General features: G+C 73.2%; 15 protein-coding genes. 4 read left to right on the top strand and 11 right to left on the bottom strand.

Going from position 1 to position 16,528, the window contains the following annotated elements; translation table 11 throughout:
* Positions 1-40: 40 nt before the first annotated feature.
* The gene (locus ABT296_RS27570) at positions 41-1,963 is read right to left on the bottom strand and encodes a hypothetical protein (protein WP_351931346.1); all 1,923 of its coding nucleotides are present in this window, start codon (positions 1,961-1,963) and stop codon (positions 41-43) included.
* A 143-nt stretch (positions 1,964-2,106) separates the two neighbouring features.
* On the opposite strand from ABT296_RS27570, the gene ABT296_RS27565 reads away from it, so the two are divergent.
* The gene (locus ABT296_RS27565) at positions 2,107-2,532 is read left to right on the top strand and encodes a hypothetical protein (protein WP_351931345.1); all 426 of its coding nucleotides are present in this window, start codon (positions 2,107-2,109) and stop codon (positions 2,530-2,532) included.
* 59 nt (positions 2,533-2,591) lie between these two features.
* Here ABT296_RS27565 and ABT296_RS27560 read toward each other — a convergent pair whose 3' ends face one another.
* The 8 genes from ABT296_RS27560 to ABT296_RS27525 all read right to left on the bottom strand — a co-directional run bounded on the left by ABT296_RS27560 (position 2,592) and on the right by ABT296_RS27525 (position 12,649).
* Complete coding sequence (locus tag ABT296_RS27560) at positions 2,592-4,163, bottom strand: DUF1996 domain-containing protein (protein ID WP_351931344.1); 1,572 nt, start codon at positions 4,161-4,163, stop codon at positions 2,592-2,594.
* Positions 4,164-4,300: 137 nt separating this feature from the next.
* Positions 4,301-4,957 (bottom strand): LuxR C-terminal-related transcriptional regulator, encoded by a 657-nt coding sequence (locus ABT296_RS27555; RefSeq protein ID WP_351931343.1) that lies wholly within the window; start codon positions 4,955-4,957, stop codon positions 4,301-4,303.
* On the bottom strand, positions 4,942-6,222 hold the full coding sequence (locus tag ABT296_RS27550; RefSeq protein ID WP_351931342.1) for a sensor histidine kinase: 1,281 nt from the start codon (positions 6,220-6,222) through the stop codon (positions 4,942-4,944). The genes ABT296_RS27555 and ABT296_RS27550 overlap by 16 nt, the downstream gene beginning before the upstream one ends.
* A gap of 51 nt (positions 6,223-6,273) precedes the next feature.
* Positions 6,274-7,293 carry an SDR family oxidoreductase gene (locus ABT296_RS27545; RefSeq protein WP_351931341.1) on the bottom strand — a complete coding sequence of 340 codons (1,020 nt, stop codon included), beginning with the start codon at positions 7,291-7,293 and terminating at the stop codon, positions 6,274-6,276.
* Between the two features lie 751 nt (positions 7,294-8,044).
* Complete coding sequence (locus tag ABT296_RS27540; RefSeq protein WP_351931340.1) at positions 8,045-9,823, bottom strand: hypothetical protein; 1,779 nt, start codon at positions 9,821-9,823, stop codon at positions 8,045-8,047.
* Between the two features lie 70 nt (positions 9,824-9,893).
* Positions 9,894-10,922: a glutamine synthetase gene (gene glnII, locus ABT296_RS27535; RefSeq protein ID WP_351931339.1), complete on the bottom strand. Its 1,029-nt coding sequence runs from the start codon at positions 10,920-10,922 to the stop codon at positions 9,894-9,896.
* A 557-nt stretch (positions 10,923-11,479) separates the two neighbouring features.
* On the bottom strand, positions 11,480-12,151 hold the full coding sequence (locus ABT296_RS27530; RefSeq protein ID WP_351931338.1) for an SCO2207 family protein: 672 nt from the start codon (positions 12,149-12,151) through the stop codon (positions 11,480-11,482).
* Positions 12,152-12,286: 135 nt separating this feature from the next.
* Positions 12,287-12,649, bottom strand: coding sequence for an ArsC/Spx/MgsR family protein (locus tag ABT296_RS27525; RefSeq protein ID WP_351931337.1), 363 nt, complete (start codon positions 12,647-12,649; stop codon positions 12,287-12,289).
* Between the two features lie 266 nt (positions 12,650-12,915).
* Here ABT296_RS27525 and ABT296_RS27520 point away from each other — a divergent pair, with 266 nt between their 5' ends.
* A complete protein-coding gene (locus tag ABT296_RS27520; RefSeq protein ID WP_351931336.1) occupies positions 12,916-13,230 on the top strand; it encodes a hypothetical protein in 315 nt (104 codons plus the stop codon).
* Between the two features lie 216 nt (positions 13,231-13,446).
* Positions 13,447-14,787, top strand: a complete 1,341-nt coding sequence (locus ABT296_RS27515) for a DUF2252 domain-containing protein (protein ID WP_351931335.1) — start codon at positions 13,447-13,449, stop codon at positions 14,785-14,787.
* Positions 14,788-14,804: 17 nt separating this feature from the next.
* Here ABT296_RS27515 and ABT296_RS27510 read toward each other — a convergent pair whose 3' ends face one another.
* The gene (locus ABT296_RS27510) at positions 14,805-15,308 is read right to left on the bottom strand and encodes a DUF1269 domain-containing protein (protein WP_351931334.1); all 504 of its coding nucleotides are present in this window, start codon (positions 15,306-15,308) and stop codon (positions 14,805-14,807) included.
* A gap of 291 nt (positions 15,309-15,599) precedes the next feature.
* On the opposite strand from ABT296_RS27510, the gene ABT296_RS27505 reads away from it, so the two are divergent.
* A complete protein-coding gene (locus ABT296_RS27505) occupies positions 15,600-15,872 on the top strand; it encodes a hypothetical protein (RefSeq protein ID WP_351931333.1) in 273 nt (90 codons plus the stop codon).
* 67 nt (positions 15,873-15,939) lie between these two features.
* Here ABT296_RS27505 and pspAB read toward each other — a convergent pair whose 3' ends face one another.
* Entirely contained in the window at positions 15,940-16,527 is a 588-nt protein-coding gene (gene pspAB, locus ABT296_RS27500; protein WP_351931332.1) for a PspA-associated protein PspAB, read from the bottom strand.
* Position 16,528 lies beyond the last annotated feature (1 nt).

Here is a 16,528-nt window from a genome sequence, read left to right as displayed (position 1 = left end):
TCGGGCGCTCAGCCTCTTGGGCTCTCGGCTTCCTCGCCGTTCAGTGCAGCCCGCTGATCTCCCGGCCGTTCTCCAGCGTGCCCGCCAGCTCCGCCTGCGCCCCCTGTTCGGTCCGCGCCGCCAGCAGCTTGCCCTCGGCCGACGCGCTGACCCCGCCCGTCGCCCGCACCGACGCCGTGTCCCGGCTCCCGGCCGCCAGCAGGTACCAGGACCCGGTCTGCGACTTCCACAGCACCCCGGCCAGCACATGCGGATCGCGCGGTCCGCACGCCGGGACGTTCTCCGCCTGCGCCGCCACCGCCCCGTACGCGCCGCCCGGCGTGTGGAACTGCGCCAGCACCCGGGTGCCGCCGCCCCGCCAGGTCTCCGTACGGGTGCACACCCAGGCGGCCGAGCCGCCCGCGTCCGGCAGCGGCTGCCGCGCGAACTCCCAGGCGTTGACCGTCCGCACGCCCTGCGCCCGCACCGCCGACAGCGAGCAGGCGTACGGCGCCCAGGTGCGCAGCGCCCGCGCCCCGGAGGCGTCCGCGGCCGACCCCGGCCGCCCCGTGGTGAGCCGCGCCGGCACCAGCTCCCCGAGGTCGGACAGCAGAGCGGTGCCGGAGTCGTCGGTCACCTGGAGGACGTTCCAGGAGGTGCAGCTCGACTGCTGCGCGGCCGGGGAGGCCAGCGGCGAGGTCACCCCGTCGGTGAGGGTGAGCGCCATCGCCCCGGAACCCGGCTTCAGCAGGTCCCGCTCGGCGGTCCTGCGCACCCAGGGCGCCGTCAGATAGCGGACGTTGCCGTCGGACCGCCCCAGCACCAGGGCGCTCGCCCCGGCGCCGGTCGCGCCGTCGACCCGCGCGAAGTCCAGGGCGGCACCGGCCGTGCCGTCCTTCGGCTCGGCGTAGCGGGCGATGCGCAGTCCGTCGTAGAGGATCACCACGCGCGCGTTGTCGACCGTGCCCGCGTAGAGGAGCTGGGGCGGTCCGGCGGGGCCGCCGGAGGGGGTGCCGGGGGTCACCGAGACCCGGACGCTCTCGCCGGGGCGGGCCCACACGGCGAGCGCGCGCCGCAACAGGGCCCGGTCGCCGATGAGTTCGCCGCGCGCGGGCCACACGGAGAAGTCGGTGCGCGAGGCGGACTGCCAGGCCGCCGGGGGCACCTTCACCAGCCGGCTCGGGTCGAGCGCTGCCTGGGCCGCCGGGTTCTGCGCGTACGGCGGGGCCGCCGCGCCGTCGGGGCCCCAGCCCTCACCGGGCAGTCCGAGCAGCGCCCCGCACACCACCAGCGCCGCCCCGGCGACCAGCGCGGCCTTGGTGTGCTGGCGCCGCCGCATCAGATCGGTGGGCCGGGCCTGGAGGGAGCAGGGGTCGAACTCGGGGGAGTCCAGGAGCGGGTACTGCGCGGTGAGGGTGTCGGCCTCCCCGAGCGCGGAGTCCGGGTCCGCCACCCCGGCCGCCGCGAGGACCTCGCGGACGTCGCCGTCGGGGAGCTTCTCCAGCCCGCGCAGGACGTACGCCGCGCGCGCCGGACCGGAGAGCGCCGACAGGGCCTGGTCCAGGGCCAGTTCCTCCGCGCCGCCCGAGCGGGGGAAGAGCCGCAGCCCCCACACCTGGGGCAGCGACTGCGGCAGCTGGGCCCGCCGGGGCCACGCCCGCGGGGTCAGCGGCAGGCCCGCGTCGAGCGCCGCGCGCACCACTCGGAGCCGGACGAAGGCGTACCCGGGATCGCCCTCGCGGCCGGTGGACTGGGCCGGGATGACCGGGGTGGACTTCCGGCCGCGCGGCAGGGCGCGCTGGGTGAGGGCGTGGGCGGTCAGGACGCGCCGGTTGCGGCCGAGGCCCGGTGGCAGCACCAGATAGGCGAGCCGGACCAGCCGGGGGTAGTGCTCGACGAGCGCCGCCTCGGCCTGCTCGACGTCCACGACAAAACCGTCGGCGGAAGCGTGGGTGGGGCGCGGGGCGACATCCTGTGACTGCACGCCCAGCCAAACGAGCGAAGCGTTGGTTGGTCACCGCCGGCCGGGTGGCTCCCCGCCCGCCCGCGTACGGCCCGTCGGGGGTATTTTGAGCGCTTCGCGCGCGGGAGCCGTATCCACCGGGAGGCCCCTGCTTGGAGGAACAGATGAAGGTGACCCGACCGATGCTCGCCGTGCTGGCGGCGGTGCTGCTCGCGGGGTGCGGCTCCGGCGGCTCCGACGACGGGGATTCCGTGCCGAGGACCGCGTCCGGCAGCCTGGAACAGCTGGCCGCCGAGGTGAAGTGCGCGCCGGACATCCAGATCGACGCCGACGACATCCGCCAGGCCATCTGCAAGGACAGCGACGGCAAGTTCATCCTCGCCACCTTCGCCACCGACCGCGGCCAGCGCGAGTGGATCAACGGGGCGAAGGACTACGGCGGTCACTACCTCGTCGGCCGCAAGTGGGTGGCCGTGGGCGACGAGACCAGCACCCTGACCCAGCTGCGCAGGACGCTCGGCGGGGACATCGAGGAGGGCATCGACCACTCGGTGCACGAGGGCGGCGGGGAGACCCACTCCGCGCACTGAGCGCGAACGCCGAGAGGGCCGGTGGCGGGGGGATCCCCATCACCGGCCCTCTCAGTGGTTCACTGGCAGCGCTGGCCGTTGTTGATGCAGTTGACCATCTTGTTCATCAGCCTCGTCGAGAAGAAGTTGATGAAGTCGTTGTGGTCGGTGATCGGCTTGTGCAGGTTCTCCGGGAAACTGTCCACCGCGTACGGGTTCACGACCTGACCGTTCTCGATGGTCGGGGCGGGAACGTCGTAGACCAGACGGACCTGGAGCTGCGGGATCGCCTTGAAGCCGTTGGCGCAGGTGCCGTCGGCCTGGACGAACGCCACATGCGTACGGTGGTTGGCGCTGTCGATGTTCTGGCCGTCCCAGCAGCTCTGGAAGTTGGTCGTGCGGACCACGTCACTGCCCTGGGGGCAGATCGGGTACTTGTCCTTGAGCTGGACCTTGTTCTCGAAGCCGGTGCAGCTCCAGTTGACGTTCGCGTTGGCGTTGCCGTTGACGAAGGCCTTCGCGTCACCGGTGATGATCCGCAGCGCGGACGGCATCGCGACGACCTTGCCCCGCTTGTTGCCGACGAACTTCAGCTGGGCCACGCTCGGTTCGAGGATCTGGCCGACGTTGCCCTCGGTGCCGCCGCCCGCGTTGTTCTGGTCGAAGTCCTGCGAACCGTCCTGCAGTCGCAGCACCGGCCAGAAGTACGAGGAGCGGTCGCCCTGGTTCCGGCAGGTGGTCTGCGCCCCCGCCAGGTCCTGGTCGCTCGCGAACGCGTCGTTGTTCTGGTTGCCGACGTAGTCGTGCAGGTGGTGGGCGCCGTTGCTGACACCCGGGGCCACGATCACGTTGTCCGTGTTGTGGTTGTCGTTGCTGTTGGTGCCGCACTTGGTGGTGAAGGTGCCCCGCGACCCGGACCGCCCGTTCGCGCGGAGGCCGTTGGCGCCGACACCCGGCTGGGCGTTGGCCTGAACCTGGGTGATGTCGACGAAGTCGTCGGCCGTCGGGCCGTTGCCGCCCTGCCCGTTGCCGCCCTGGTTCTGGTCCTGGCCGTCACCCTGGTCCTGACCGTCGCCCTGGTCCTGGCCGTCACCTTGGTCCTGGCCGTCACCCTGGTTCTGGCCGTCACCGGTGTTCTGGCCGTCGCCCTGGCCCGCCTCGCCGTCGTTGGTCTGCGGCTGCTCGGCGGGCGTGCCGGTGCAGCCCGACAGGTTGTCCAGGTCCTCGGAAGCGCCGCCGCCGGCCCGGTTGATCTCCAGCTGGATGCGGTCGATGATGACCTTCCGCCGGTCCTTGAGCGGCTGGAGAATGCTGTTCTGGACGAAACCGGGGTCCCCCGCCTGGGCGGCACGCGTGCTCGCGAGCCGCTGGTAGGCCTCGGTGATCTGCTGGTCCAGAGTGGCCAGTTCGCCGTCGACCTCACCACGGGCCTGATTCGGCACATCGGTGAGCTGCTGGCCCACGTCGGGGCAGTCGATCGTGGCGATCTGCGTCGCGGTGGCCTTGGTGCTGTTCTGGCCCGAGCCCGACTCATGCGCGGATGCGTAGAAGTTCGCCCAGATCAGCCCGCCCCCACCGAGCGCTAGGGCCGCCGATGCGGCAATGGCCTTGGTGGCCAGCGGCGTACGGCGTTTTCGTGTGTTGCGTCCCATGGAACTCCTCTGACTTCCTTGCGGGGCAGCGAGGCGCCCGACAGGAGTGAAGCGGCTCCCATCCATACGGACGGAGTCCCAGGAGTGTTCAGCGGTCTCAGAAATTTCACGGCAACTGCCGTTCGGGGCTTGCTTTTTCAGCGCCCTTGGTCCAGATGCGCGAGAACCGCAAGGACGCGCCGATTGTCGTCTTCCGAGACCTCCAGGTCCAGTTTGGCGAAGATGTTGGAGGTGTGCTTGGCAATGGCCCGTTCCGTGACGGTCAGCTGGCCGGCGATGGCCGCGTTGGACCGCCCCTGCGCCATCAGCTCCAGGACCTCCAGCTCCCGCGGGGTCAGCCGGTCCAGCGGCCGGCGCTCGTCCGCCGCCCGCCGGCTCAGCAACTGCTGGATCACCTGCGGATCCATCGCGGTGCCGCCACCCGCCACCCGCCGTACCGCGTCCACGAACTGGTCCGCGTCGAAGACCCGGTCCTTGAGCAGATAACCCACCCCGCCCTCGCCGTCGGCCAGCAGCTCGCGGGCGTAGAGCTGCTCCACATGCTGGGAGAGGACCAGGACCGGGAAGCCGGGGCGCGCCCGGCGGGCCCGCAGCGCGCACTGCAGGCCCTCGTCGGTGTGGGTGGGCGGCAGCCGTACGTCCACCACGGCGACGTCCGGCTCCAGTTCGGCGAGCGCCCGCTCCAGTTCGGGGCCGGTCTCCACCGCGGCGGCCATCTCGAAGCCGTAGGCCGTCAGCAGCCTGACCAGCCCGTCGCGCAGCAGGAACAGGTCTTCGGCTAGGACAACGCGCAAGGAATCTCCATGGTCACCATGGTGGGACCGCCCGCGGGACTGCTGACGGCCAGGACGCCGTCGAATGTACCCAGTCGGCGCTCCACCCCGGCCAGCCCCGTCCCGGCGCCGGTCACCGCGCCGCCCCTGCCGTTGTCGGTGACGGAGATCCGCAGCATGCCCCCGCCCTCGGACGTGTGGTGCACGTCGATCCAGATCCGGTCGGCGCCGGAGTGCTTCACCGCGTTGGTCAGCACCTCGCTGACCGCGAAGTACGCGGCCGACTCCACGGGCGCCTCGGCCCGCCCCGCCAGCTCCACCGTCACCTCGGTCGCCACCGGCGTCCGCAGCGCCAACGCCCTCACGGCGTCGCCGAGTCCGCGTTCGGCGAGGACCGGCGGATGGATGCCGCGCACCAGGTCGCGCAGTTCGGACAGGGCGTCGGCGGAGGACCTGCGGGCCTGCGCGAGCAGCAGTTTCGCCTGCTCGGGGTCCTTCTCGACGAGCATCTCGATCGTGCCGAGATCCATGCCCATCGCGACCAGCCGGGCCTGCGCCCCGTCGTGCAGATCCCGCTCGATGCGCCGCAGCTCGGCGGCGGAACTGTCCACGGCGTCCCGCCGGGTCTCCGTCAACACCCGCACTCGCTCGGCGAGTTGCCCCTGGCTCGGGGCCAGGAGGGTCCGGGTCAGGACGAAGTGGGCCCGCAGCAGGCGGGTGTTGTAGAGGTGCGCGAGCAGCAGCACCGCGGCGGCGAGGGCGCCGGCGCCCAGCGCCGAGGCCTGTCCGTCGACCGGTACGAACCCGTACCAGTAGTCGTCGGGGAAGATCCGCCACATGCCGACCGCCAGGGCGAAGCCCTCCAGCGGGAACAGCAGCAGTACGGCCGGCAGCAGCGCCGTGAGGTACCCCGCCGACATGTCGACCGCCAGCCACCGCAGATCCCGCCAGGTCGCCGGGTCGCGCAGCATCCCGAAGGTGCGCTCCCAGGGGTTGGCGTCCCGCGCGACCGGCAGGTAGGCCGAGGGGATGCGCACCCCGCACCACTGGGCCGCCAGCACCCGCCGCCAGTCCGCGAACGCCCTGACACCCTTCAGGACGTAGGGAGTCGTCACCAGCCCCACGCCGATGGGTATCAGGGAGATGGACACCAGCGAGAGGGTGAAACAGAGCACCGCCCCCGGCAGCAGCACCAGCGCGAGGCCCAGCCCGCGCACCCCCGCGAGTACCATCCCCCGCGCCGGGCCGCCGCTCTTCGTCTCCGTCGTCGTTGCCGTCGTCGTCATGCGCCCAGTCTGATCGACCCGGGGGAGCGGGTCATTGGGCCGGGCCCCCGCTCAGGGGGTGGTGCCAGGTGCACCCCCGGCCCCGGCGAGCACCTTCGCCTCCACCTCCGGGTCCAGCCCCTTGACCGTGCGGTCGGGGCGCATCGGGGCGCTCCCGCCGAGTCCGAGCAGCCAGCTCCAGGTGTCGGCGACGGTCTCCTCCACCGGACGGCAGCGCAGCCCCGAGGCCACGGCCCGGGACACGTCGGCCGAGTGCAGCGCGCCGTGCAGGTCGCTGTCCGGCGGCACCCACACCGGGAGCTGGACCCACGGCTCGATCCCGGCCGCCAGGATCGACTCCGGCTCGGTCCAGCGCAGTTCGGCCCCACCGCCGGTGACCTCGGCGCACGCTTCGAGCAGCGTGCCCATGGTGGCGTGCCCGGACGGCCCGATCACGGTGTACACCCCGCTCAGCCGCTGCTCCGCCGCGCCGAGCAGCCATCCGGCGAGGTCACGGGCGTCGACGTACTGGATCGGCAGGTCCCGCGGGCCGGGCGCCAGCACCGGGCCGCCGCTCGCCATCCGGTTCAGCCACCAGGGCAGCCGCCCCACGTTCTCGTACGGGCCGAGGATCAGGCCCGCGCGGGCCAGCACCGAGCGCTCCGGTCCGAAGGCGTCCAGCACGGCCAGCTCGGCGCCCCGCTTGTCCTCGGCGTACGCGGTCCGGCCGGCGTCCGGGGAGGCGCCGTCGACCACCGGGGCGTCCTCGGTGTAACCGGCGGGCGCGGCCCACGCGTACACCGAGCAGCTCGACACGTACAGGTACCGCCCGACCCGGTCCCGCAGCAGCCGCGCCGTGTCCCGCACCGCGCGGGGTTCCGCGGACCAGGTGTCGACGACGACGTCCCACTCGCCCTCGGCCAGCGCCGCGAGCCCGCCCTCCGCGGTGCGGTCGCCGTGCAGCACGCGCACCCCGGCCGGCGCCGCGTGCCGCCCCCGGTGGAAGACGGTCACCTCCCAGCCCCGCCCGACCGCCTCCTCGACCACGGCCCGCCCCACGAACTCCGTCCCACCCAGCACCAGAAGTCTCATGCCCCCGACTCTGCCCGCCGGGCGGGGGGGAGGGAAAGGGACTCTGCCGTCAGCAGAGAGTGGGGGCGGGGGCGGCTTGGTCCTGTGGGCGAGGGGTCGGGTCCCGGGGGCCGGCCGGTGCCGAGGCGAGGGGTCTCGGGTGCGGCAGGTCTCGTGGGGCGGCAGGCCCTGCGGGGTGGGCGGCCCTGCGGGGCGGGCCGGTCTCGTGGGTCGGTCCGTCCTGCGGTCAGCCGGTCCTGTGGGTTGGTCTGCTCCCGTGGTCGGCCGATCTCGTGCGGCCCGTCGCTCGGTTCGGCGGTCGGCCTGGCTTTGCGGCTGCTCGGTCCTGTGGGCTGGGCTGGTTCCGTGGTGATCAGGGCCTGTGGGGTGGCCCGGTTCCGTGGTCGCCCGGGTCCCGTCCGGTGACGCACCCGTGCGCCCGTCCCGTGGTCGGCCCAACCCGTCGTCGCCCGGTTCGGCGTTCGACCTGGTCCTGTGGCTGCCCGGTCCCGTGGGTCGGCCCGGTTCTGGGGTCGGGCGGTCCGGTGGTCGTCCGGTCCCGTGGGTCGGCCCGGTTCTGGGGTCGGGCGGTCCGGTGGTCGTCCGGTCCGGCGTTTGGGTCGGCCCGGTTCTGGGGTCAGCCGGTCCCGTGGTCGCCCGGTCCGGTGTTCGGCCTGGGCAGGTGGCCGCCCGGACCTGTGGGTTGGGCCGGGCTCTTGGGGCGGCGCGGCGCCCGGGCCGGTCGGTGCCGGCGGGCGGTTCGGTTCCGGGGTCAGCCGATGACGTGGGCCGTGTCCAGGAGGGCGCGTACCGCGGAGCGCAGGCGGTAGTCCGGGTGGGGGTCGCAGCCGAGGCCCAGGTCGTGGACCGCGCGGCGGGGTGCCCCGGCCGTCGTCCGGAGCGTGGTCTCGGCGAAGCGGGGGAGCAGCCGGGTCTCCGTCAGGGCGGTCACCGAGGCGAGCCGTTCGGTGTGGTGGGCGTCGGTGGCGGCCGCCCGGCGGGCGAGGGGCTCCACGGTGTCCTCGATGCGGCCCGTGATCCGCCAGACCGCGCGGGCCGCCGCCGCCCGGGTGCCGGCCGGGGTGCCGGGGGTGAGCAGCGGTTCGAGCCGCGGCAGCAGGGGCGCGCCGGCCGGTCCGAGCCGGGCGGTCAGCTCCGGGAACCGCTCCGGGCCCTCCCGGTCCAGCGCGGCCAGGGCGAGCGCCGGGTCCCCGCTGACCCGGTGGTGGGCCTCGGCGGCGTACACCGCGACCGAGGGATGGGTGCCCCGGACGGCCTCGTCCCGCAGCGCCCGGGCGGCCGCCTCTCCCGCGGCCGGGCCCAGCTCGCCCAGTACGGCGATCGCGGCCCAGGCGTGACTGCCCGGGTACCGGTGCACCAGCGCGGCGATCTCCTCCACCACCTCCGCCGCCACCTCCGGGTAGCGCCCGAGCACCCGGATCACGTCCGCGTGGGTGTGCCCGACCCGCCCCGCCACGGCCCGGGCCACCGGCAGGGCGTCGGCGCCGAAGACCTCCGTCACCGCGTCGACGGCCCGCGTCAGGCCGTAACCGCCGGGCGGTCCGGGGGCGTCGGCGACCAGCCGTACCGCCTCCTCGACCGCCTCCGGGGCGTGCGCGCGGGCCAGCGCGGTGACCGCGGCGGCCCGCAGGGCGAAGTCCCCGCCCAGGCAGGGCCGGACCCGGTCGCGCACCGGCGCGAGCACCTCGACCGGCAGCGCGCAGGCCAGCCGGGCCAGCTGGTACAGGTCGCCGTCGCACTCCTCCAGGTCGCGCAGCGCGTACGGCAGGACGTCGGCCTCGCGGTCGCGCCAGTGCTCGGTGACCGCGAAGGCCAGCGGCACGCCCCCGGCGGCGGCGCGCACGGCCGCGCCGGGGTCGTCCAGGACGCGGTCGGTGAACCGCCGGTGCGGCGCGGGCGCCCAGTAGGCCTCGTCGAGTTCGTAGGGGGCGGCGGCATAGGCCTGCGCGCAGGTGTCCACCAGGTCGTCGGGGAACGGCGGTTCGGCGGTGCGCAGCAGGTCCTCGGCGGCCGCGAGCCGCACCGCGGGTTCGGGGTCGGCGAGGAGCGCGCGCCGCCAGCCGGAGCCGTCCGGCTCCAGCAGCGCGAGCGCGGTGACGGTGTGGGCGCGTACCGCCGGATCGCTCTCGCGTGCCAGCCGCGCCCGCAGCAGGGGCAGGGCGCCCCGGTGGCGGCAGGCCACGGCGAGCGGCGGCACGGCGTCCCGCACGGCGGGGTCCGGGTCCTCGGCGAAGGGCAGCAGCGAGGGCAGTTCGGCGGCGACCGCCCGCCGGGCGGGCTCGGCCGCGTCGGGCCAGCCGTCACGGTCCGCGAGGCTGCCCAGCAGTGCCAGCAACTCCGCCCGGTGAGAGGGCAGTTCGCGGGCGAGCCGGGCCAGTTCCGGCACCGCGCGGGCGGTCGCGGCGGCGAAGTCGTCCTCGCGCCACGAGGCGGAGACGAGCCACTGCAGCGCGGCGTCGCGCACCAGGGCGTCGTCGGACTCCATCGCCCCCAACAGGTCGGCCGGGTCCGGTGCGCTGTCGATCTCCATGCGGCGCACGATACGCAGAAGGGGGCGCTCGCCGTAATGGCGAGCGCCCCCCATTGCGGGAAGTCGCGGATCAGACCTGGCCGGCCTTCTCCAGGGCGGAGCAGCAGGTGTCCACCAGGAGGCGGGTCACGACGTAGGGGTCGACGTTGGCGTTGGGACGGCGGTCCTCGATGTAGCCCTTGCCGTCCTGCTCGACCTGCCACGGGATACGGACCGAGGCGCCGCGGTTGGAGACACCGTAGGAGTACTCGTTCCACGGGGCGGTCTCGTGCAGACCCGTCAGACGGTCGTCGATGCCGGCGCCGTAGTTCTTGACGTGGTCGAGGGGCTTGGAGCCCTCACCGAGGGACTCGGCGGCGATGATGATCGCCTCGTAGTTCTCGCGCATCGCCTTGGTGGAGAAGTTGGTGTGCGCGCCGGCGCCGTTCCAGTCGCCCTTGACCGGCTTGGGGTCGAGGGTGGCGGAGACACCGAAGTCCTCGGCGGTGCGGTAGAGCAGCCAGCGGGCGACCCACAGGTGGTCGGAGACCTCCAGCGGCGAGACCGGGCCGACCTGGAACTCCCACTGGCCGGGCATGACCTCGGCGTTGATGCCGGAGATCGCCAGACCCGCCTTCAGGCAGTTGTCCAGGTGCGCCTCGACGACGTCACGGCCGAAGATCTCGTCCGCGCCGACACCGCAGTAGTAGCCGCCCTGGGGGGCCGGGAAGCCGCCCTTGGGGAAGCCGAGCGGGTAACCGTCCTTGAAGAACGTGTACTCCTGCTCGATGCCGAAGATCGGCTCCTGGGAGGCGAACTTCTCGGCGACCTCGGCCAGCGCGGCACGGGTGTTGGAGGAGTGCGGGGTGAGGTCGATGTTGAGGACCTCGCACAGCACCAGGATGTCGTCGCCGCCGCGGACCGGGTCGGGGCAGGTGAAGACCGGCTTGAGCACACGGTCCGAGGAGTGGCCCTCGGCCTGGTTCGTGGAGGACCCGTCGAAGCCCCAGATCGGCAGCTCGGCACCCTTGGCGTCGTCGGCCAGGATCTTGGTCTTCGAACGGAGCTTGGCCGTCGGCTCGGTGCCGTCGATCCAGATGTACTCAGCCTTGAAGCTCACGGGCCACATCCTTCGGGGTGGGTCTCTAGGCGCACTTGCGGGTGCTGCGGCGCTGCGGCACTGGGGCGCCGCCTTCGATGCCCGCGAGCCTGTCAACAGGCGATTTCCCGGTCATTGCTCGAATGTGAACCCCGTGTTACCTGGTGGTGCTGTGGCGCGACTCACGTTGTGAGGGGCCGCAGAGGGCCGCGCGGGCGGGGAGCGCCGTCCCGGGCGGGAGCCTCGTATGCGATGGGAGTACGACGACGGCGACGGAACGCCGACGCCTCACCGCGCGAGCGTGCCCGGGCGCGCCGCCTGTTCCTCCTGTACTCGGACCGGAATCCGGACCACGGCCCGTACGAGCCCGGGCCCGGACCGGGTACAAGGCGGCGTGCCCGAAAACGCCGGAGCGCCGGAGCGCCGAAGCGCCGGAAGGCCGGAACGACCCGGACATGCCTGTCCTGCCGCTCCCGGCCGGAGCGGCAGGACACTGACACGTACGGGGAGCGAGGCGGGCACGTCGGGAACCCCCCGGCCCGGCCTGCCGCCTCAGCTCGTCCTCGGCGGCCCCGGCCTCACCCCACCTTCTCGATCACGGCCCGGCGGATCAGGAACTTGCCGGGCTCGCGCACCTGCTCGAAGGCCGCGTTGTTCAGCAGCGCACAGGAGCCGGAGACCGAGGTGACCTCCACCGTCGTGGACTTGTTGTTGTCCAGGTTGGTGACCTTCAGCTTGGTCCCGACCGGGAACTGGTTGCTGGACGCGGCCGGGGCGCCGCCCTCACCGGAGAGGGTGACGGTGGAGCCGTTGCAGACCTGCTGCCCGGAACCGGGCTGCGCGGGCTGCGCCGCCTCGGCCGGCTGTGAGGGCTGGGCCGGCTGCGCGGGCTGGGCCGCCTCCTGCGACTGGGCGGGCGGCGCGGCGGGCGGTGCTGCCTGGGAGCCCTGAGCCGACTCCCCGACGACGCACCCGGACGCCTCCTGCTGGACCTTGATCTGCGCGATGACCGCCTCGCGGTTGGCGATACGGGCCTGCGACTGGGCGTCGGGGCTGGCCTTCTGGTCCGCGATGAACCGCTCGTTGTTGCCGAGCGCGGTGGCCAGCCCCTGGCAGACGGTCGAGTCCGCCGCGGACTGCGCCGCGTTCGAGGTGGCCGCCATGACGAAGGCGCCGCCTCCCGCGACCGCGGCGGCGGTCACCAGCAGGGCCACCTTCTTCTTCGTGCTGAGCGTTCTCCTACGCGACATGCGCGCCTCCTGGCCTCGGGGGAGAGTACGCCGCTATGTACGAGATCCCGAACGAAGTTACTCAGAGGTCACGCGAAAGACTTCAAGTAACCTGCGTCACAAGGAAGTTGAGCCGCGCTCACGATCGGCCCCGGATCACTTCCGGGACAGCGCGTCGCGCACCGCGTCCTCGGTGCGGGCCACGACCGCCGTGCCGTCGTCCGCGGTGATGATGGGCCGCTGGATCAGCTCGGGGTGGGCGGCCAGCGCCGCGATCCACCGCTCGCGGCCGGCCGCGTCGCGGGCCCACTCCTTCAGCCCCAGTTCCTTCGCCGCCGCCTCCTGGGTGCGGGTGATGTCCCACGGCTCCAGCCCGAGCCGCTCCAGCACCTCCCTGATCTCCCCCTCCTCGGGCACGTCCTCCAGATAGCGCCGGACGGTGTAGTCGGCGCCCTCGGCGTCGAGGACGGTCAGGGCGCTGCGGCACTTGGAACAGGCGGGGTTGATCCAGATCTCCATGCCGCCCACCGTAGACGGTCCCCGCGGTGGACGGTCCGTGCTGTGGACGGTCCCCGGCGAGGGTGGCTCTGTTCGAATTATCATCGCCCCAGGAGTCACTTGCCGAGCTGCTGTGACGGATTCTTGAATCCCGCTCCCACCTGCGCTTTTTATGGATCTCGCGGTCTGCTGATTGTCAGTGGCGGGCAGTAGAATGGAAGCAGTGTTCGAGGGTGTCGCCGGAGCGTCCGGACGGACGGCACCCCGACCGCGACAGGAGGATGCCCGTGCCCGCTGCCGCACTGAAGCCGAAGCCGTTGCCGACCCAGTCCACCGCGAAGCGACCGGTCCTGCTGGACCTGCCGTACGCCCCGCTGGTCAAGAGCGCCCTCCCGCCGGGCCGCCCGCGGGAGTGGTACGTCACCCACAACCGCCGGCTCAAGGCCCTGCGCCTGGCCATAGCCCTGCTCGACTCGGGCGTCCTCGTCCCGAACCAGGCCCACAACGAGACGATCCGCGACACCGCGGAGCTGATCGGCGTACACCCGCCGTCGGACACCACCTGCCACATGGTCCGCGCACTGATGCGCTACAGCCGCTGAGCCGGTGACGCGGTGACGCGGTGACCGGATGACCCGGCGTGCCGGGTGCCCGCTCGGCGTGGGCACCCGGCACCGGCACTGCACCCCCGTCACCCGTTCGCCCTACGCGGCATGCGCCCGCCGCGGTGCCGTTCTTCACTGCCATCAAGAGGTGGCGAGCGGGTGACGGGGAGGTCCGATGCAGCGGCTGCGGGTACCCACAGTCCCGGCCCGGCCATGAGCACGCCCGTCGACCGCGCCCGGCGCGGCAAGGACGCCCGCAAGCGGGTGCCCCGCTCCGCGCACGCCCTGTGGCTGCCCTCCGTCGACCGGCCCGACCCCGTCGGCGTACTGGAGCGCCAGGGCCGCGACCGGCTCCCGGAACTGCTCCCGGTCCGGTACGGGAGGATGTCCGCCTCACCCTTCGCCTTCCTGCGCGGCGCCGCCGCCGTCCTCGCCGCCGACCTGGCCGCGTCCCCGCACACCGGACTCACCGTCCAGCTCTGCGGCGACGCGCACCTGCTCAACTTCGGCCTCTACGCCTCCCCGGAGCGCCGGCTGCTGTTCGACCTCAACGACTTCGACCAGACCTTCCCCGGCCCCTTCGAGTGGGACGTCAAGCGTCTCGCCGTCAGCGTCGCCGTCGCCGCCCGCGAGAACGGCCACAGCGAGACGGACGTGCACCGTTCGGCGCTCGCCGCCGGCGCCGCGTACCGCACCGGGATACGACGCCTGGCCGGCCTCGGTGAACTCGACGTCTGGTACGAGCACATCGACGCCGACAGCCTGCTCGCCTTCGCCCGTGGCGCCCGGGGCCGCCGCCGGGTCGGCGCCACCCTCACCCGCGCCCGCCGCCGCACCAGCCTCCAGGCGCTCGGCAAACTCACCGAGACTGTCGACGGCCGCCGCCGCATCATCCTCGACCCGCCCCTGCTGGAGGCGGCCGGCGCCTCCGACACCGCCGCGCTGCGCAAGATATTCAGCGACTACCGCTCCACCCTCTCCGAGGAGCGCCGACAACTGCTCGACCGCTACCGGTTCACCGACGCCGCCCGCAAGGCCGTCGGCGTCGGCAGCGTCGGCACCCGCTGCTTCATCGTCCTGCTCGCCGGGCGCGACGCCGACGACCCCCTGTTCCTCCAGATCAAGGAGGCCCGCAGGTCCGTACTGGAGGAGCACCTGCCGGCCGGGCCGTACGTCCACCCCGGCCGCCGGGTCGTGGCCGGGCAGCGGCTGATGCAGGCGGCCGGCGACATCTTCCTCGGCTGGATGACCGGACCGCAGGGCCGCGCCTACTACTGGCGCCAACTGCGCGACATGAAGGGCTCGGTGGAGGTCGCCGCCATGGGCCCGGGCGAACTGCGCCGGTACGCCCGGCTGTGCGGCACCGCCCTGGCCAGGGCGCACGCCCGCTCGGGCGACCGGATCGCCGTGGCCTCCTACCTCGGCGGCTCCGGCACCTTCGAGCGGGCCGTCGCCGACTTCGCGATGAGCTACGCCGACCAGACCGCCACCGACCACGCGGCTCTGCGCGCGGCGGTGGCGGCGGGTGTGCTGCGGGCGGCCCCGGACGTGTGACCCCGGGGCCGGCCGGGTCAGGCCGACGGCTGCTTCATCGCCGCCTCGATGGCCTCGCGCAGATGGTCCTCGTCGGCCTTGCTCAGCGAGGTCTGCACCAACTCGCCCCCGTAAGGGGTCAGTTGCGGGATCACCTTGTCGTCGGCGGCCTTCTTCACCAGCACGAACAGCGCGCCCGCGCCCGGGCGCAGATTCGCGCTGAGGTCCTTCATGAAGTTGTCGTCGATACCGGTGTCGGTGACCGCCCCGCCGGCCGCGCCGGCCGCCGCGCCCACCGCCGCGCCGAGCAGTGGGGCCAGGAACAGCAGCCCGATCACACCGCCCCACAGCGCGCCCCCGGCCGCGCCGACGGCCGTGTGGCTGACCGCCTGGTGCAGCTTGATCTTCCCGTCCTGGCGGCGCTCGACGACCACCGCGTCCTCCAGCTCCACCAGATGCTGCTTGGACAGCTCGAACAGCTTCTCGCGCACCTGGTTCGCCGTGGCGACGTCGTTGTAGGCGATGACGAAGAGATCGCTCATCGTGAGACACCCCTGGTTCCCGTACGGAATTGAACGTATTGCGGCTTTTGCGCAATCGTTCCGACTCTAGGGCGGCGGAAAACGGGATGCACGCCGAGTGACCGCCTTCCTACGCTGGATACGCGCAGCGGAGCCCCTTTCATCCGGTTCCCGCAGGACCGGCGTCACCCGGCTGACTCGGGGCTACTCTCTACGCACCGACGGCCGGACGCCCCGCCCCCGGCGTCCACCCCGCCCCGTCGCGTCCAGTACCGCCCAGTCATCACCCACTCATGCCCACGGAGGCCCGTGATGGGCACCATCGTCATTTCCGGGACCGTCGTCCTGGTCGTCCTGGGGTTCGGAAACCCCCTCTACTGGCTCGCCGCGGTCGCCGTGCTCTTCCTGTACGTGCGGCACGGGCGGGACGCCTCGCCGGCCACCCGGCCGGGCGGTTCCGGCGCGGTGCCGTCGGACTACCGCGCCTACCGCGACCGGCGGGACAAGCAGGCCAAATGGGAGCGCCGCTACCGTCGTGAGCGCCCCCTGGAGGCCCGCCGTCAGGAGCGCGGCCCGGGCCGCTGAGGTCCGGTCGCACAACCGGCCACGCAACCGGCCACGCAACCGGTCGCACAGCCGGTCGCACAGCCGTTCACAACCCGGGGGCACCCCACACCGGGAACCAGCGGCCGAGGTCCTCCTCCATCCGCAGGTCGTCGCCGAGCACTGCCCGCACCCTGAGTTCGAGCGCGTTGTCGCGCCGCTGTCCCTCGCCGGGCAGCGGCGCGAAGGGGTAGAAGGTGCCGCGCTTGTAGAGGTAGACCAGCGCCAGCGCGCCGTCCCCGGCCGGGGCGCGGAAGCCCGCGAGCGAGCAGAGCAGCTGGGGGCCGAATCCGTTGACCTCCATCGCGCTGTTCACCGCGTGCAGATCGTTCACCAGCTCCGGCAGCCCGTCGGGGGAGCGCTCGGAGACCAGCCAGGAGTAGCCGTAGCCGTCCCTGGTCAGCCGTACCGGAGGGCCGTCGCGGTCCGCGTCCGCGTCCAGCAGCGCCTGGACCTCGCGGTGCGTCTGTTCGAAGGCGGCGCCCTCGACGGTGGCGAAGCACACCGCCCCGCTCCCGGTCGGCACCAGACCGGTGGCCGCCTCCAGCGTCACCGCGGCCGAGGGCAGCCCGAACAGGCGGTCCAGATCGGGCGCGACCGGCTTCGTACGGCCGAGCAGAATGTCCAGCAGTCCCATG

This window comes from Streptomyces sp. NPDC000983 (assembly GCF_040299205.1).
GTDB lineage: Bacteria > Actinomycetota > Actinomycetes > Streptomycetales > Streptomycetaceae > Streptomyces.
This window is presented reverse-complemented; position numbering and strand designations above follow the sequence as displayed.

Coding starts and splice junctions, on each gene's coding strand:
- ABT296_RS27565 (WP_351931345.1), top strand. CDS start 2,107: ATGAAGGTGACCCGACCGATGCTCGCCGTGCTGGCGGCGGTGCTGCTC.
- ABT296_RS27560 (WP_351931344.1), bottom strand. CDS start 4,163: ATGGGACGCAACACACGAAAACGCCGTACGCCGCTGGCCACCAAGGCC.
- ABT296_RS27550 (WP_351931342.1), bottom strand. CDS start 6,222: ATGACGACGACGGCAACGACGACGGAGACGAAGAGCGGCGGCCCGGCG.
- ABT296_RS27545 (WP_351931341.1), bottom strand. CDS start 7,293: ATGAGACTTCTGGTGCTGGGTGGGACGGAGTTCGTGGGGCGGGCCGTG.
- ABT296_RS27540 (WP_351931340.1), bottom strand. CDS start 9,823: ATGGAGATCGACAGCGCACCGGACCCGGCCGACCTGTTGGGGGCGATG.
- ABT296_RS27530 (WP_351931338.1), bottom strand. CDS start 12,151: ATGTCGCGTAGGAGAACGCTCAGCACGAAGAAGAAGGTGGCCCTGCTG.
- ABT296_RS27525 (WP_351931337.1), bottom strand. CDS start 12,649: ATGGAGATCTGGATCAACCCCGCCTGTTCCAAGTGCCGCAGCGCCCTG.
- ABT296_RS27515 (WP_351931335.1), top strand. CDS start 13,447: ATGAGCACGCCCGTCGACCGCGCCCGGCGCGGCAAGGACGCCCGCAAG.
- ABT296_RS27510 (WP_351931334.1), bottom strand. CDS start 15,308: ATGAGCGATCTCTTCGTCATCGCCTACAACGACGTCGCCACGGCGAAC.
- ABT296_RS27505 (WP_351931333.1), top strand. CDS start 15,600: ATGGGCACCATCGTCATTTCCGGGACCGTCGTCCTGGTCGTCCTGGGG.
- pspAB (WP_351931332.1), bottom strand. CDS start 16,527: ATGGGACTGCTGGACATTCTGCTCGGCCGTACGAAGCCGGTCGCGCCC.